Source organism: Pseudarthrobacter xylosi, from assembly GCF_055412765.1.
On the sequence record NZ_JBVAYT010000013.1, the window covers coordinates 13406 to 29777 of the forward strand.

Sequence of the window (16372 nt, forward strand, 5' to 3'; positions counted from 1 at the left end):
GCAAGCAAGTCAAGTGCCTGGGGCGCATGCCGATACTCTGGATGCCGTGGGTAAATCGAAGAGCATCCGGACAGCCATCATCGGCGCCGGACCCCGGGGAACCAGTGTGCTGGAGCGTTTGCTCGCACACGCGGCCGCGTACGCCGCCGCCCACCCCGGCCCCGCAGCTCTCCATATAGACGTCATCGACCCCTATCCGGCGGGCCCGGGGCACGTGTGGCAGCCCGGCCAGTCCCGGCTGTACCTCATGAACACCCAGTCCTTCTATCCCACGGTCGTCCCTGAGGACCCCCGGCTGGCGCCGCCAGTCGCGGGCACCACGTTCGACCACTGGCGTGCCCGGCAGCAGCGTGAGCCGATGCCGGCCCTGACGCTGGACGAGCGGTCCGAACTGGCAGGCTTGGGATCGCGGGACTTCCCCAGCCGGGCACTGTACGGCCGCTACCTGCGCTGCACGCTGGACGAGTTGACGGCAAAACTGCCCGACGGCGTCACCGTCAGTTTCCACGAAACCACCGCCGTGTCGGTGCGCCCGTCGGGCGACGGAACGCGCCGGACGCCGGTAGAAAGCGCGCCGGGGGACGGCGCCCCGGATAAAAGCAGCCCGGATGAAGGTACTTCGGGGGACGTCACTCCGGGTGGGGTAACGCCAAAAACCGGAACGTTCGACGTCGGACTGGCCGGCGGCGGTACGCTCACGGTCGATTCCGTGGTCCTTGCCCTGGGGCACCTTGCGTCCCGGCTGAACCCGGAACAGCGTGAACTCCAGGCATCGGCCACACAGCTGGGCCTGAGCTACTTCCCGCCGGCTGTCCCGGCGGACGTCGACTGGGCCGCGATCCCGGCCGGCGAACCGGTCCTGGTCCGGGGTATGGGGCTGAACTTCTTCGACGTGATGGGCCAGCTTACGGAGGGCCGCGGCGGAAAGTTCATCGACGCCGGAACCCGGCTTGACTATCAGCCTTCCGGCCAGGAGCCCCTGATCATTGCCGCCTCCCGCCGCGGAACCCCGTACCGGGCCAAGGCCGCATTGGCCGGCTACTACCCGGCGTCGGTCACCCTGCGGTACCTGACCGAGGCCGCGCTGGAGCGGTTTGCGGCTACCGGGATCAGGCCCGGGTTCGACCACGATCTCTGGCCCCTGCTGCACCGCGACACCCTCTGGGCCTACTACTCCACCCTGGTGCGCTCGCAGCCGGCGGCAGTCCCCGACGCGTCCGAGTTCCTGGCCGCGCTGGATGAGGCGCTGCGCCCGCATGCCCACAGCGCCGCCAACTGGGAGGCCGCGGTGGAGAGCGTCCTGGCCGTGCACGTCGGGCCGCGGCACCGGCTCGATCTGCGGGGCCTCGCGTCTCCCCTGGCGGGCAGGTCCTTCGGATCGCGTGCCGAACTGGATGCCGCCGTCGTCGAGTACCTGCTCGATGACGCCCGCCGCTCGGCCCTCGGCGAAGAGGATCCGGTGAAGATGGCCATCGGCGCCCTGCATCACGGGCGTGCGGTGCTGAAAACGGCAGTGGCTGACGGCGGCATCACCGATGAGTCCTGGGTGGCCGGCCTGCGTGGCTGGTTTGAGTCGTTTGTCGAGGGCCTGGCCAGCGGGCCACCTGCGCTGCGCGCTGAACAGTTGGCCGCCTTGGCGCGCGCCGGCGTGGTCAGCTTTGTGGGGCCAGACCCCCGGTTCAGCGTGGACCGCCGGGCAGGCCGCTTTACGGCCATGTCACCTTGGGTGAGCGGTCCGCCGGTTGCGGCGAAGACCATGGTGGAGGCCCTCGCGCCGGCCAACCGCGTGTCCGCGAATGACTCACCGCTGCTGGAACAGCTCCTCGCGGACGGGATGGTGCGGCCCAGGCTGATGATGACGGCGGAAGGTGCGCCGGTGCAGGCCACCGGACTTGACGTTGCGCCGCACCCGTACCGGCCTCTGGCGGCCAACGGCTCGGTCACGGACGGTCTGTACGTGCTGGGCCTGCAGCTCTCGGCCACCCAGTGGGGCACGGCCATCGCCGCGGAAGCGCTCCAGCCGGGCGGCCCTACATACGCCAGCGGGCAGCGGACCCTCCGCGACGCCGACGAAATCGCACAGGCGATCCTCGGACACTGACACCTGCGCCTGACTGGCGCGAGCCCGGGTCGGGCCGCGTCACATAGGCACGTCCCGCACAGAAATATTTGCTGGCCTTTTTGCGCGTGACGTGAGCCTGTGAGTCGCGTGACTTGACGTCCGCCGTCCGCCTGGTCGCCGATGGTGCCTGTCAGTACCTTGCGTGTGGCGGCGGCGGACCTGGTTGCGTCGTCGCGTGGCCAGCCGTGACCGCCGGTTACCTGCTGGCGTGTGCCATGGATTGCGCCGCGTTGCCTCAGGTTCCAGCATGTTTCGCCGCGCGTCCCCGCATGGGGCTCCGTGTCCGAAAACGACGCCGCACGGACGCCCGTTACCCCGGATTTCCTGCCATTTCGCGCAGTTTCGCGCTGTGAACGCCACCCTTTTGCCGCCCGTTCTTCTCTGTTCTAGTGGTTGCCACGAGCCAGTCGGCCGGACCCGCATCACCGGTTCCACACCCCCAGCGCAGAAAGATTCAGCCATGAAATTCCGAAAGTCATCCGCACGAACCGCCCCCGCTGCAGGTGGGGCTGCCGGGAAGGCAGCAGGCAGTGCGGCCGCCGTCGCCGCAGCCCTGGCACTCTCGCTGGTGCTGACGGGCTGTGGCGGCGCAGCGACAGCCCAGTCCGGAGGCAGCGACGCGGAAGTGAAAACCGTCCGCTACCAGGGTTCGCCCAACACCGTGGCCTTGGTGGAAGTGGCGGAGGACCTCGGCTATCTGGGCGACGTCAAGCTCGAGTGGGTCAGCAACACCACCAGCGGGCCGCAGAGCATCCAGTCCGTGGCCACCGACCAGACAGACATCGGGGGAGCGTTCACCGGTGCCGTCATCAAACTCATCGAGGCGGGCGCGCCCGTCCAGGCAGTGATCAACTACTACGGCGAGGACAAGGAGACGTTCACCGGCTACTACGTGGAAGAAGGCAGCCCCATCAAGACAGCCCGGGACCTGATCGGCAAAAAGGTCGCAGTGAACACCCTGGGCGCCCACCACGAAGCGATCATCAACACCCACCTGAAAAACAGCGGACTGACTCCGGAGGAAATCAAGCAGGTCCAGCTGGTGGTGGTGCCGCCGAACGAAACCGAAGTGGCCCTCCGCAAGAAACAGGTCGACGTCGGCACTCTCGGCGGGGTGCTCCAGGACCGGGCGCTCGCCGAGGGAGGCGTGCGTGCCCTGTTCACCGATGTTGGGGTGATCGGCGGCCCGTTCGACGCCGGCCAGTACGTCCTGCGGAAGGACTTTCTGGCCAAGAACCCGGAAACCAGCCGCACGGTGGTCACCGGAATCGCCAAGGCCATCGAATGGGAGCGCACCACCCCGCGGGAACAGGTGATCGCCAAGTTCGAGGAAATCATTGCCAAGCGCGGCCGAAATGAGAGCACAGATGCACTGAAGTACTGGAAGAGCGTGGGAGTAGCCTCGCCGGGCGGCCGGATCCAGGACCAGGACTTCACTCGCTGGGCCGATTACCTGAAATCTGCGGGCATCATCACCGGCGAGCTGGACACCAAGAAGCTCTACACCAACGAGTTCAACCTGCTGGAAACCCCGGCACCGGCAGCAACCTCGAAAGGATAGAAGATGACACCCAAGATCAGTCTCAGAAACGTCACCAAGGAATTCATTGTCCGGCCGGGCAAAGGGGCGGGCAGGAACACAAGAACGGAGGCCTCCGTCCTCACGGCTTTGGATGACCTCAGCCTGGATGTCGCCGCCGGTGAATTCCTCACCCTGGTGGGCCCCAGCGGCTCCGGCAAAACCACGCTGCTGGACCTGCTGGCCGGACTTTCCCGTCCCACCTCGGGGAAGGTCCTGGTGGACGGCAAAGAAGTGACCGGGCCCGGCCAGGACCGAGCCGTAGTTTTCCAGCAGTACGCGCTGTTCCCCTGGCGCACGGCGTCGGCCAACGTGTCCATCGGCCTCGAGAACACGGGTTTGTCCAAGAAGGAAAGGGCGGCGAAGGCCAGCGAGTTCCTCGACCTGGTGGGCCTTGCCGGGTTCGAGGACCGCTACCCGCATGAACTGTCCGGCGGTATGAAGCAGCGCGTGGCCATCGCCAGAAGCCTCGCCTATGAGCCGGACGTTCTGCTGATGGACGAACCCTTCGCCGCCCTGGACGCCCAGACCCGCGAACAGCTCCAGGACGAGCTCCTGCGGATCTGGAAAGCCACGGGCAAAACCATCGTCTTCATCACCCACGGGATCGACGAGGCGGTTTACCTCGGCCAGCGCGTGGCGGTGCTCAGCGCCCGGCCCGGCAGGCTCAAGGAAATCGTGGACATCAACATCTCCGACCGCGACGGCGACGCGGACATCCGCTCGCACCCGGCCTTTGTGGAACACCGGCACCAGGTCTGGTCCCTGCTGCATGACGAAGTCCGCCTGGCCCAGAACTCCGGCCACCGGAAGATCCTCCCGGACGGCACCGCCCCCGATGAACAACCCCTCGAAAGGAGTGCGGCCTGATGAGCGCTGTGTTGACCCGACCGCAAGAGGCGGCTGCCGCCGTCGACCCTTCACTGCAGTCCGGAGCACCGCAGCCCGGACCGTCCGCACCGTCTAATTCGGAGCGCGGGCAACGCCCGACGCCGGCAGCCAGGTTGGGGGCCGCAGCCCGCCACGCAGGGCGGGCTGGCTGGAAATCGCTCGCCGTTGTCCTGTTCCTGGCACTGTGGGAAGTGGGTCCGCTGTACCTGGCCAGCCCGGCCACGCGAGTGTTCCTGCCGCCGCTGCATGAGGTGCTGGCCGCGGGAGCCAAGCTCCTGGAGAACGGGCAGCTGCAGAGCCACCTGCAGGCCAGCCTGACCCGTTCGGCGTCCGGTTTCGGCATCGCCGTGGTGTCCGCCGTCGTCCTGGGACTCCTGATCGCCTGGTACGGCTGGCTGAATTCGTTCCTCAATCCGCTGCTGGAGCTCTTCCGCAACACGGCAACCCTGGCCCTGCTGCCGGTGTTCACCCTGCTGCTGGGCATCGGGGAGGAATCCAAGATCACCATCGTGGCCTACGCCGCGTTCTTCCCCGTCCTGCTGAACACCATCGCCGGCGTCAGGACCGTGGACCCGCTGCTGATCCGGGCGGCGAAATCCCTGGGGCTGAACAGTTTCCGGCTCTTTCAGAAGGTGATCCTGCCGTCCGCGGTGCCCACGATCTTCACCGGGATCCGGATGGCCGGAACCTCGTCCATCCTGGTGCTCATCGCGGCCGAAATGGTGGGCGCCAAAGCCGGTCTGGGCTACCTGATCGTCAATGCGCAGAGCAGCTTCCTGATCCCGGACATGTACGCAGGCATCCTGACCGTCTCCGTCGTCGGTCTGCTGGTCAACACCGTACTCGTGGCACTGGAACGGCATTTCTCCCGCTGGCGCACCGCCGTCGGCTCGGACAGCTGACCGCCCAGCCGGCACGCCCGAACTCCTCAACACATACCTTCTGAACTGCAAAGGAAACACCATGACCGTCATCACCGAAACCAAACTCCAGTTCACCAAGCTCAGCTCGCGCATCGGCGCCGAAATCCGCGGCCTGGACCTCAGCGCTGACCTCTCGCCGGACACCGTGGCGCAGCTCCGGGACGCCCTGAACACGCACAAGGCCCTGGTCTTCCGGGAAGCAAACATCCGCACTGACGAAGACCAGGTGCGCTTCGCCAGCCGCTTCGGTCCCCTCACCAAGGCCCACCCCACCGTGGCCTCCGTGGACGGAAAGCCCTCGGTCCTGCCGGTGGACAGCGAAAACGGCAGCGCCAACAACTGGCACACCGACGTTACCTTTGTGGTGAACCCGCCGCAGGCCTCCACGCTGCGCAGCATCACCCTCCCGGGTTACGGCGGGGAAACCCTGATCGCGTCCTCGGCCGGGGCCTACCAGGACCTGCCGGAGGAGCTGCGGAACTTCGCCGACACCCTCTGGGCCATCCACACCAACGACTACGACTACTCCGTGCCCAAGAACCTCGAACACGCCAACGCCGACGAACGGCGCAAGGAGTTCACCAGGATCCACTTCGAATCCGCCCACCCCGTGGTCCGGGTCCACCCGCTGACCGGGGAGCGTGGATTGTTCATTGGGGGCTTCGCGCAGCGGCTGCGGATCGTCGGCCTGTCCAACACCGAGTCCAAGGACATCCTGCGACTCCTGCAGGCCTACATCACGCGCCCGGAGAACGTGGTGCGGGTGAACTGGGAACCGGACCAGCTGGTCCTGTTCGACAACCGCATCACGCAGCACTACGCGCCGGACAACTACGACGGCCAGCCCCGCCAGCTGAACCGCGTCACCATCGCCGGTGACCTTCCCCGGGGTGTGGACGGACGCAGCAGCACCTCCATCAAGGGCGACTCGTCCGCCTACTCCGAGACCGTCGTCGTTCCCGAAACTGCTGGCCGCACTGAAACTGCTGGCCGCACTGAAACTGCTGGCCGCACTGAAACTGCCGGGGTGCTCGCGTGAGCGCCGGGCTTGGCGGCGCCAGGCAGCTGCACCTGAACGCCTTCCTGATGAGCACCGGCCACCACGAAGCCTCGTGGCGGCTGCCGGCGAGCAACAGTTTCGCCGGCACGGACGTGGCCCACTTCCAGCGGCTCGCCCAGACGGCAGAGCGCGGCAAGCTGGACTCGATCTTCTTCGCCGACTCTCCGGTGCTGCACGGAAACGTGGCCCAGCGGCCCTACGGCAGCCTCGAACCCACGGTGTTGCTCGCCGCCATCGCAGCGGTCACGGAGCGGATCGGGCTGATTGCCACCGCGTCCACAACCTACAACGAGCCGTACAACCTGGCGCGGCGCTTCGCCTCGGTTGACCACATCAGCGGCGGAAGGGCGGGGTGGAACGTGGTGACCACGGCGGGAGACGCGGCCGCCCGGAACTTCTCCCTCGCCGGCCAGCCTGCCCACTCGCAGCGGTACGAGCGGGCAGCGGAATTCCTGGATGTGGCCAAGAAGCTCTGGGACAGCTGGGAAAGTGATGCCGTGGTGGCGGACAAGGGTGCCGGCGTCTGGGCGGACAGTTCACGCGTCCATCCGGTCAACCACCAGGGACCGCATTTCCAGGTGGAGGGCGGCCTGGATGTGCCCAGGTCCATCCAGGGGCACCCGGTGATTGTCCAGGCAGGCTCGTCCGAGAACGGCAAGGACTTCGCGGCGCGGTACGCGGAGGCGGTCTTCACGGCGCACCAGACCCTGGCGGATGCCCAGGACTTTTACGCAGACCTGAAAAGGCGGACGACGGCGGCAGGCCGGGACCCGGAGTCCATCAAGATCCTGCCGGGCATCGTTCCCGTCATCGGTGCCACGGAGGCCGAGGCCCTGACGCTGGAGCGGGAGCTGGATGAGCTGATCCTGCCCGAGCACGCGGTGCGGCAGCTGGCCAACCTGCTGCGCGTCTCGCCGGAATCCCTGAAACTGGACGGCCAGCTGCCGGCCGACCTCCCGTCGGAGGACGAGATCGAGGGTGCCAAGAGCCGCTACACCCTGATCGTGAACCTCGCCCGCAGCGAACACCTGACCGTCCGGCAGCTCATCGGCCGTCTCGGCGGAGGCCGCGGGCACCGGACCTTCGCGGGAACACCGGAGCAGGTGGCCGATGCCATCCAGCATTGGTTCCAGTCGGGTGCCGCGGACGGCTTCAACATCATGCCGCCCGTGCTGCCCTCCGGCCTGGACATCTTTGTGGACCAAGTGGTTCCCATCCTCCAGGACCGCGGGTTGTTCCGGCGTGAATACACCGGGCGTACGCTCCGCGAGCACTTTGGACTGGCCGTCCCGGCCAACCAGTTCGAACGGCTACCGCAGCCTGCGTAAACCAACGGGGCACACGCCCGCAGCCCGTTTAAAGCCAACGCGGGGTCACTTAGCGCCCATATTTCCGTTCGGAATGGGCGCGAAGTGACCCCGCGTTGGTTTTCGTGCGAAGTGGTTAGCCGCGCAGGCAGTGCTGGTACTGGATCCAGGCAATGCCGTAACGGATCCAGCCCAGGATGTCGTACCACCTGGTGGGCGGTACCGGTGCCGTGCAGACCGGCGGAACGGGTCCGCCGGCAGCGACCTGGACAGCAGCCGTCACCACGGTGCCGGACTCGGCGGCCGTGAGCACCAAAGTTCCGGCCCCCGCAGCAGCGCCGGCAGGAACGGCGAGATTCACGGCGGCGGTGCCGGCCGAAACCGGCACCGCGCCAAGATCCGTCTTGGTCCCGGCGCTGTCGGTGAACACCGCAGCCAGTGAGGTATTGACCGGGCTGCCCAGCGACGTGAGGTCAAGTTTGGAAACCGCCAGCGTGATGGCGTCCCCGGCCTTGACCTCGGCTGCCGTGGTGTTCACGACGGCCACTGTCCGCCGGGCGAAGTCCGGCGACACGGGGTTATGCGCCTGCAGGTACGTGATCCAGGCGTCCCGGTCCACCAGCCCCGAATCCTTGGTCCCGGTGCCGTCCTTGAAGACCCGGAAGTTGTCTCCACCGGTGGCAAGGAAGCTGAACGTCCCGATCCGGTAGGACTTCGCCGGATCGATCAGGGCACCGGCCACGCGGATGGAGGTGATCCGGTCACCGGCAGCACGCGTTGCATCGTAGGTGTAGTTCACGTTCTTGGACAGGCCCAGCTGCTGGTAGGCGCGGCTGGGGACCGTGCCGTCCACGTTGGTCTGCCATTGCTGCTCCAGGAGCGCCTTGAACTGCGCGCCCGTCAGGGACGTGGTCCACAGGTTGTTCACAAACGGCAGGACCGAGTTGGCCTCCGCATACGTGATGGTGCCGTCCGGGGCGTAGTACAGCTCGTTGCGGAGGCCGCCGGGATTGACGACGCCGATTTCGGCGGCGCCCAGCTCGGCAGGCTGGAGCGATTCCAACAGTGAGTCGGCCACCAGGTTGCCCAGCGTCGATTCGCTGGCCCGGTCATCGCGCTTGGCGGGCCCGCCTGCGGGGTCAGCGGTGAAGGCCGTGGTGATATCTGCAGTCAGCGCCCCGACCGGCTGGTTGCCGATGGCGGCGGCGCCAGCCAGGGCCTTCTGCACAATGGCGTCAACGGCTGCAACCCGCGGGTACGCGTTCACGAGGTCACTGGCCAAGTCAGTGGTGCGTTTGACGTTCCCGGCCTTCGAAGCGGAGACTTCCTTGGTGGCCGTATCCACCGTGAGCTGGATCTGGCCGATGTTCTCGCCGTAGTTGCCGGTCTGGACAATCGGACGGGTCTTTCCCCCAGCACCGGGGACAGGGGCGTCCCAGGCGTATTCCTTGTGCGTGTGGCCGGTAAAGATGGCATCCACGTCGGCGGAAGTTTCGGTGACCAGCTTCGCGAACGGTCCGCCGGCTGCCACTTCCTGCTCCAGGGTGGCGCCCTCCGGGGTTCCGGAGCCGGCGCCGTCGTGGCTTTCCACGATAATCACATCAGCGAGGTTGCCTGCCGTGATCTTGGCTGCCACGCGGTTGATGGCGTCCACGGGATCGCCGAACTCAAGATCGGCGATGCCGGCGGGCGTCACCAGGGACGGGACTTCCTGGGTGACGGTGCCGATGACGGCAACCTTCACGCCGTCCATGTCGAGCACCGTGTATTCCGGCAGGACCGGTTCGGTGGTTCCCTTCTGGTAGACGTTCGCCCCGAGCAGCGGGAACGTGGCGTTGGTGCCACCCGCAATGACGCGGTCGCGCAGGTCCGCCCAGCCGCCGTCGAACTCGTGGTTGCCCACAGCGGAAGCGTCCAGCTCCAGCGCGTTCAGCACGTCGATGGTGGGCTGGTCCTTGGCAACAGCCGAGGCGAACAATGATGCGCCGATGTTGTCGCCCGCGGACAGGAAGGCCGTGGCCCCGGGTGCCGCGGCGCGCAGCTTCTCGATGGTGCCGGCGAACAGCACCGTGTTGGTGTCGATGCGGCCGTGGAAATCGTTGATGCCCAGGAAGTTCAGCTCAACGCTGGCCGGCGTGACCGGGCCGGCAGGCAGGTCCACGCCCACCACCACAGGATCGTGGTCGCTGGCACGGAACTGGTCCGGCGCATAGTAGTTGGTCACATTGTTGTTGTACCTGCTGTACTCCAGGGCCACGGACTCTACGGAGTTGATGTTCCAGATGTCCGCTCCGGTGACCACTGCATCAGCGCCCGGGGAGGCAAGGATGTGGTCCAGCGAACCCACCAGGCCGCCGAAAAGGTAGGAGTGCTTCGCGGACCCGTCGGCGTTCTTCGCCTTTCCGTCCTGGTTGACATAGCCAGCGTCCGCGAAGACGTTCATCGGGGCCTCCTGGGCGTAGGAGTTGAAGTCGCCGATGAGGAAAACCTTGTCCGTGCCCTTCGTTGCCTGCAGGCCGGTGGCGAAGTCCAGCAACGATTTGGCCTGGGCCGTGCGTGCCAGGTTGGAGGCGCCCTGGCCCTTGTCCGTGTCATCCGGCGTTGCTGCCGAACCCTTGGACTTGAAGTGGTTGGCGACGGCGATGAACTTCTTGTCATCCCCGGCGCCCACGGGCTTGAACACCTGCGCCAGCGGCTTGCGGGCGTTGGCGAAGGCGGCAGTGTCGTTGTGGATGACGGACTCGCCCACAGGTTCAGCAGCGGCCTTCTTGAAAATGAACCCGGTGCGGATCATGTCTTCGTCAGCCAGCGGGGGAGCGTTGGCGGGTGTGCGCACGTAGTCCCAGATGCCGGGTGTCGCGATGTTGAGGGCGTCCACCAGCTTGGCCAGGGCGTCGTCCCGGTCCTTGCCGAACTGGGCGGAGTTTTCAATTTCCATCAGGGACACCACGTCGGCGCCGGACTTGGTGATCGCGGCGACAATCTTGGCCTGTTGGCGGAGGAAATTCTCCGCGTTTGCGGCGCCGCGGGCGTCGCAGCCGCCCTGCACCGTGATGGGGTTGCCATCGCGGTCCTTGTAGAAGGAACAGCCCGTGAGGGTGTCGCCCGTGGTGGGGAAGTAGTTCAGCACGTTGAAGGAGGCAATCTTCAGGTTGCCGCCCACATTGGCGGGAGCCTCGGTGCGGGTGGCGCCGAAGCTGGCCGGCTGGACCGTGCCCTTGTTGGCCTCCGTGAGGTGGGTCAGCGGCTGGAACTTCCAGGCGTTGTTGGTGTAGCTGAGCACCACGTTGGTTGCGAAAGTCACCGGCGAGCCCACCCGGACCGGGTCCGTAGCGGTCAGGTACGGCAGTGCCTGGGCTTTGGTGCTGGCGTCTTTGAGGAAATTGGTTGTAGATCCGTCGTCGAGCTTGATGCCGCGGGCAGCGTTGTCCGCTACGGCGGCCTGGTATTCGGCAGAACCGTAACGCGCGACGGCGGTGGGCTGCACCAGAGTGGTAGTCCCGCCCGCAAGCCCGATTTCGCCGTACTGGTTCAGCGAGTAGTTGTCGGTGACGGTGACCGGCCCTTGCGGCGCCAGCAGCATGCCCTCGAGTGCCTCGCGGAAGGATTCGGCCGCCGGGAGCGTGAAAGCGGTGGCCTTCACCTCCGGTGCAGCGTCGGTGAGCTTGGTCAGCCCGGCGGGGTCCGCCACACTGACCTGGGTCATGCCGAAGAACTCGGAAACCGTGCCGGTGACTTCCACGAAGTCGCCGATCTGCACGGACCCTGCGGTGGCAGGGGAGTAGACAAAAACAGCGTCCGACGCCGTGTGGCCGGCCGGGGTGAGGTCGCCGCCGGTGCCGGGGGTCTGGACGTAGTAACCGGCGAAACCGCCGGTGGGGAAGGCCGCGGTGACTTTGCCGCGCGTTGTCACGGCAGTGCCGGCAAGCGGACTGGCCGTACCGGGGCCCTGGATTTCCGCAATCGTTTTGGTGCCGGGGACCGGGACCGGTGTTGGATCGGGGTCAGGTGTTGGATCCGGATCCGGGGTGCCGCCCGCCGCCGTCGGCGTGACGGCGGAGTCCAGCGTGAAGTCCGCCCGGTTGCTGTTGCTGTCCGTCCCGGCGCTGCGGTTCAGGCTCTTGACATCGGCGTTGCTGGCTGGCGCTGCTGCGGCCTGGGTTTCAAAGGTGTTGGAGGAACCGTAGCCCAGGAGGTCTGCCACCCCGGCCGGTTCAATAACCGAGCCGGTAGCGAGCGTGGCGGCCGTGGCCTGCTTCGCCAGGATGATCGTGCCGGCGGAGCCGCTGAAGTTCAGGGAGGTCGCCACAAGATCCGGAGTCGGCAGGTCGGCACCTTCAACCCCGCCGTTGTTGCTGCCGCCCTTGATGAGGTAGTGGCCCTTGGCCGGGATGGAGCCGGTGAGGGCAGCCACGCTGGTGGGTGCCGCAGTTCCCGGGCCTGAACGGTATTGGACCGACCAGCCGTCAAGGGAGACCGCGGCATCGGAGGCGTTGTAGAGCTCAACGAACTTACTCTTGTACGCGGCGCCGGCACTGCCGCCACTCAGATACGCCTCGTTGATCACAACGGGTGAAGTTCCGGCTGGAGCTGCGTCGATGGCGAAGGCGGGGACCGAAGCCAACGGGGCGGCGATAAGCCCCGCAGACAATGCTGTTCCCAGCGCTAATTTCCAAGGTGAATGGTGCATCCGCTCTACTTTCATAGGGGTGTCCCGGTAGGGGACCCGATGGAGTGTGTCCGGGTTGTACCTACGGACAGTGGCCGGACTCCACGTTTGATCGAGTGGTGTCCGGCACAGCAAAGCAGCGCCGTATGAACGCAAGGTTGATGGTGGGTGCACTTGGCGAAATGTCCGTGGGGCAAAACAATACCGGCCGGTAGCTTCAATGGAAGCCGCCGGCCGGTATTTCTTCGAAGGAATTTACTTATGCGACGATCTTGAACATGGCTCCGGTGGGGTCGGTCAGGGTGGCGAGGCGCCCGAACGGGGAATCGTCCGGGCCGTCAACGACGGTGGCTCCGAGCGAAACGGCCTTCTCAACCGAGGCGTCCGCATCTTCGACGTTGAAGTAGACCTGCCAGTTGGCGGGAACCTCAGCCGGCAGATAGCCGGAGGCGTCGATGATGCCCGCCTTGGCGGAGTCCCCGGCACCCAGGGTGGTGTACCGGAAGTCCGGCGTGTCACTCAAGACAGCCGTGTCCCAGCCAAACACGTCCTGGTAGAACTTCACGGCGGCGTCGTAGTCCTTGGTGTGGAGTTCATGCCATGCGGCGGTGCCGGGCTCGGCAACGAGCTCATATCCCTTCATCTCACGCGGCTGCCACACGCCGATGGCCGCGCCGGCGGCGTCGCCGAAGATGGCCATGTGGCCCTGCTCCGGCACATCCATGGGTGGCATGTGGACCTGGCCGCCGTTGGCCATGACAGCGGACGCTGTGGCCTCGGCGTCGTCCGAGCGGAGGTACGTGGACCAAACGTCCGGCATGCCGGCCTGGGCCTCGTCCTTCTGCATGAGCCCGGCCACAGTCTTGCCGTTCTTCCGTGCAGTGGTGTAGCCGCCGTACTTCTCCTCGTCGCCGGTTTCGTATTCCCAGCCGAAGAGTTCGCCGTAGAACTCGCGGGCCTTGGTGATGTCTGATGTCATCAGGTCGATCCAGCAGGGTGCGCCGGGGGTGATCTCGGGTGCAGGCATGGTGGGGCTCTTTCTGTCGATGGGTGGCAACAGGAACGACCCTATGTCCGGGCTCCGACAGTTTCAATGGGTCCGGCGTGCCGGCCCACGAGCCGGGTAAACAAAGAACCCCGGTGCGCCATCATCTGGCGTACCGGGGTTCATTCGCGGAAGGTAAGAGATTCGAACTCTTGGTACGGGGTTACCGCACACTAGTTTTCAAGACTAGCTCCTTCGGCCGCTCGGACAACCTTCCCTAACGAGTAGTGTTTCATAGGCAGTTGGCTGCAACAAAACAGAGTCTGCCGTGCGTCCGGTGCACACTGGTTCTGGGGCACGAATCAGCTAGAAAACGGGAGTCCTCCATGAAAGCCGTCTACATTGCAGAACCCGGTGGTCCGGAGGTTCTGGAAGTCCGCGACGTGGACGCGCCGGTGCCCGGTCAGGGCGAGGTGCTGATCGACGTCGTCGCCGCCGGCCTGAACCGCGCAGACGTGCAGCAGCGGCGGGGCTTTTACCCACCGCCGCCGGGTGCCTCCGAGATCCCCGGACTGGAAGTTTCCGGCCGGATCGCCGGGTTCGGTCCTGGCGTCACCAAAGCGTTCTCCGTGGGTGACAAGGTGGTGGCTCTGCTGTCCGGCGGTGGCTATGCGGAGCAGGTAGCGGTGCCGGCAGAGCAGGTCCTGCGGATTCCCGACGGCGTTGATGTGGTCACCGCTGCGTCGCTGCCGGAAGTCGCAGCCACGGTCTACTCCAATCTGATCATGACTGCGCAGCTGCAGGCGGGCGAGACTGTCCTGATCCACGGCGCCACCGGCGGGATCGGCACGATGGCCATCCAGCTGGCCAAAGCATTCGGTGCCAGGGTGGCCACCACCGCAGGAACCGCGGAAAAGGTGGGGACCGCGAAGGCGTTCCTGGGCGCCGACATCGCCATCAACTACACCGAAGAGGACTTTCCGGACAGCCTGCGGAGGCAGAACGGCGGCAAGGGTGCCGACGTGATCCTGGACGTCGTGGGTGCCAAGTACCTGGCGCAGAACGTTGATGCGCTCGCTGACTACGGCCGGCTCATTGTCATCGGCCTGCAGGGCGGGGCCAAGGGGGAACTGGATCTTGGCCAGCTCCTGCGGAAGCGCGCGGCAGTGGTTGCCACGGCACTGAGGCCACGCCCGGTGGCGGAGAAGGGCGCCATTATGAACGCCGTGCGCGAATCCGTGTGGCCCCTGATTACAGACGGCCGGATCCGCCCGCTGGTGGCCAAGACTTTCCCGCTGGACCAGGCAGCGGCCGCACACCGGTACTTCGACAGCGGCGATCATGTGGGCAAGATCCTGCTGGTTATGTAGACCGGGTAGATACTGAGTATTGCTTTGCGGGGTGGACTGGGTTAGCCTCACTCTATACGCGGTATGCACGGGTCTTGGGGGTCGTGCATACCGACGCTCACGCCCCCGCTAGGAGCATCATGTCCATCCGCCACAGCCTCCTCGCCCTGCTGCAGGACCAGCCGCGTTACGGCTACCAGCTCAGGGTTGAGTTCGAGAACCGCACCGGATCCACCTGGCCCCTCAACATCGGGCAGGTGTACACCACGCTGGACAGGCTGGAACGCGACGGCTTGGTCAGCAACGATGGCAGTGACGGCGAAGGCCACGTGGTCTACAGCATCACCCACGCGGGCAAGGCGGAAGTGCAGAACTGGTTTGCTGCCCCCGTGGAACGCAACAACCCGCCACGGAACGAGCTGGCCATCAAACTGGCGCTCGCGGTCACGCTGCCCGGCGTGGATGTGCAGGCCATCATCCAGGCCCAGCGGGTGGCGTCCATCCGGGCCCTGCAGGATTACACCAAGGCCCGCCGCGACACGGCCGCCAACCAACGGGCGGCGGATACGGCCTGGCTGCTGGTGCTGGACTCGCTGATCTTCCAAACGGAAGCGGAGGTCCGCTGGCTGGATCTTTGCGAGGCCCGGATGCTGCAGCAGGCACAGACCGCAGGCCACGCCACACCACGCAAATCGTCCAACGGGGTCACTGTGGAAGAGGCTGCCCCGCTCATCGCGGATAACCGCCGATGAGCGTCCTAGGACCGCAGCAGGTCCTGGAACTCGCCAAGGTCAGCAGGACGTTCGGTGAAGGCGCGACGGCGGTCGCCGCGTTGCGCGAGGTGGACCTCAGTATCAGGGCTGGCGAGTTCGTCGCCGTGATGGGTCCGTCAGGTTCCGGGAAATCCTCCCTCCTGGCGCTTGCCGGGGGACTTGACCGGCCGACGTCGGGCGGTGTCTTTGTCGAATCGACCCCCCTGGGCGGGCTGGGACTTAACGAACTAGCCCGGTTGCGCCGCCGCGCCGTCGGCTACGTCTTCCAGGACTTCAACCTTGTCCCCACCCTGACCGCGGCCGAAAACGTGGCGCTCCCGCTGGAACTGGACGGGACGGCCAGCAGGAAGGCGCAACGGCAGGCGCTGGACGCGCTGCGTCAGGTGGGCATCCCGGAACTCGCGGACCGCTTTATGGACCAGATGTCCGGCGGACAGCAGCAGCGCGTGGCCATCGCGCGGGCCATCGTGGGTGACCGCCGGCTCATCCTCGCCGACGAACCCACCGGAGCCCTGGATTCCACCACCGGCCACGGCGTGATGGAAGTGCTCCGCGCACGTGCCGATGCCGGTGCGGCCGTGATGCTGGTGACCCATGAGGCCCGGCATGCAGCATGGGCTGACCGCGTGGTGTTCCTTCGGGACGGCCGGATCGTGGACCAGGCAACAGCCATGCACGATCCCGCCATGCTCCTCACGCAAGCCGGCCACTGAC

The 16372-nt window shown here is 66.2% G+C and carries 11 protein-coding genes and 1 tRNA gene; 9 read left to right on the forward strand and 3 right to left on the reverse strand.

The annotated features are described in order from the left end of the window. Positions 1–46: 46 nt before the first annotated feature. The 6 genes from ACZY1F_RS20060 to ACZY1F_RS20085 all read left to right on the forward strand — a co-directional run bounded on the left by ACZY1F_RS20060 (position 47) and on the right by ACZY1F_RS20085 (position 7903). A complete protein-coding gene (locus ACZY1F_RS20060) occupies positions 47–2101 on the forward strand; it encodes an FAD/NAD(P)-binding protein (protein WP_463944192.1) in 2055 nt (684 codons plus the stop codon). 481 nt (positions 2102–2582) lie between these two features. Beyond that, on the forward strand, positions 2583–3683 hold the full coding sequence (locus tag ACZY1F_RS20065; protein WP_463944193.1) for an ABC transporter substrate-binding protein: 1101 nt from the start codon (positions 2583–2585) through the stop codon (positions 3681–3683). 3 nt (positions 3684–3686) lie between these two features. Next, positions 3687–4571 (forward strand): ABC transporter ATP-binding protein, encoded by an 885-nt coding sequence (locus ACZY1F_RS20070; RefSeq protein WP_463944194.1) that lies wholly within the window; start codon positions 3687–3689, stop codon positions 4569–4571. Further along, positions 4571–5494, forward strand: coding sequence for an ABC transporter permease (locus ACZY1F_RS20075; protein WP_463944195.1), 924 nt, complete (start codon positions 4571–4573; stop codon positions 5492–5494). Before ACZY1F_RS20070 ends, ACZY1F_RS20075 begins: the two co-directional genes overlap by 1 nt. A 61-nt stretch (positions 5495–5555) precedes the next feature. Then, on the forward strand, positions 5556–6554 hold the full coding sequence (locus ACZY1F_RS20080; protein ID WP_463944196.1) for a TauD/TfdA dioxygenase family protein: 999 nt from the start codon (positions 5556–5558) through the stop codon (positions 6552–6554). Continuing rightward, the gene (locus ACZY1F_RS20085) at positions 6551–7903 is read left to right on the forward strand and encodes an LLM class flavin-dependent oxidoreductase (RefSeq protein WP_463944197.1); all 1353 of its coding nucleotides are present in this window, start codon (positions 6551–6553) and stop codon (positions 7901–7903) included. The genes ACZY1F_RS20080 and ACZY1F_RS20085 overlap by 4 nt, the downstream gene beginning before the upstream one ends. 115 nt (positions 7904–8018) lie before the next feature. Here the strand turns inward: ACZY1F_RS20085 and ACZY1F_RS20090 are convergent, their stop codons facing one another. From ACZY1F_RS20090 to ACZY1F_RS20100, 3 genes are all read right to left on the reverse strand, one after another. Then, positions 8019–12572, reverse strand: coding sequence for an ExeM/NucH family extracellular endonuclease (locus ACZY1F_RS20090; RefSeq protein ID WP_463944198.1), 4554 nt, complete (start codon positions 12570–12572; stop codon positions 8019–8021). A 238-nt stretch (positions 12573–12810) separates the two neighbouring features. Next, positions 12811–13578, reverse strand: coding sequence for a VOC family protein (locus ACZY1F_RS20095; protein ID WP_463944199.1), 768 nt, complete (start codon positions 13576–13578; stop codon positions 12811–12813). A 147-nt stretch (positions 13579–13725) separates the two neighbouring features. Next, positions 13726–13813 (reverse strand) — tRNA-Ser (locus ACZY1F_RS20100). 109 nt (positions 13814–13922) lie between these two features. Between ACZY1F_RS20100 and ACZY1F_RS20105 the strand changes: the two genes are divergently transcribed. From ACZY1F_RS20105 to ACZY1F_RS20115, 3 genes are all read left to right on the forward strand, one after another. Then, on the forward strand, positions 13923–14906 hold the full coding sequence (locus ACZY1F_RS20105) for an NAD(P)H-quinone oxidoreductase (RefSeq protein ID WP_463944200.1): 984 nt from the start codon (positions 13923–13925) through the stop codon (positions 14904–14906). Between the two features lie 119 nt (positions 14907–15025). Continuing rightward, positions 15026–15637: a PadR family transcriptional regulator gene (locus tag ACZY1F_RS20110; RefSeq protein WP_463917639.1), complete on the forward strand. Its 612-nt coding sequence runs from the start codon at positions 15026–15028 to the stop codon at positions 15635–15637. Next, entirely contained in the window at positions 15634–16371 is a 738-nt protein-coding gene (locus ACZY1F_RS20115) for an ABC transporter ATP-binding protein (RefSeq protein ID WP_463944201.1), read from the forward strand. The genes ACZY1F_RS20110 and ACZY1F_RS20115 overlap by 4 nt, the downstream gene beginning before the upstream one ends. Position 16372 lies beyond the last annotated feature (1 nt).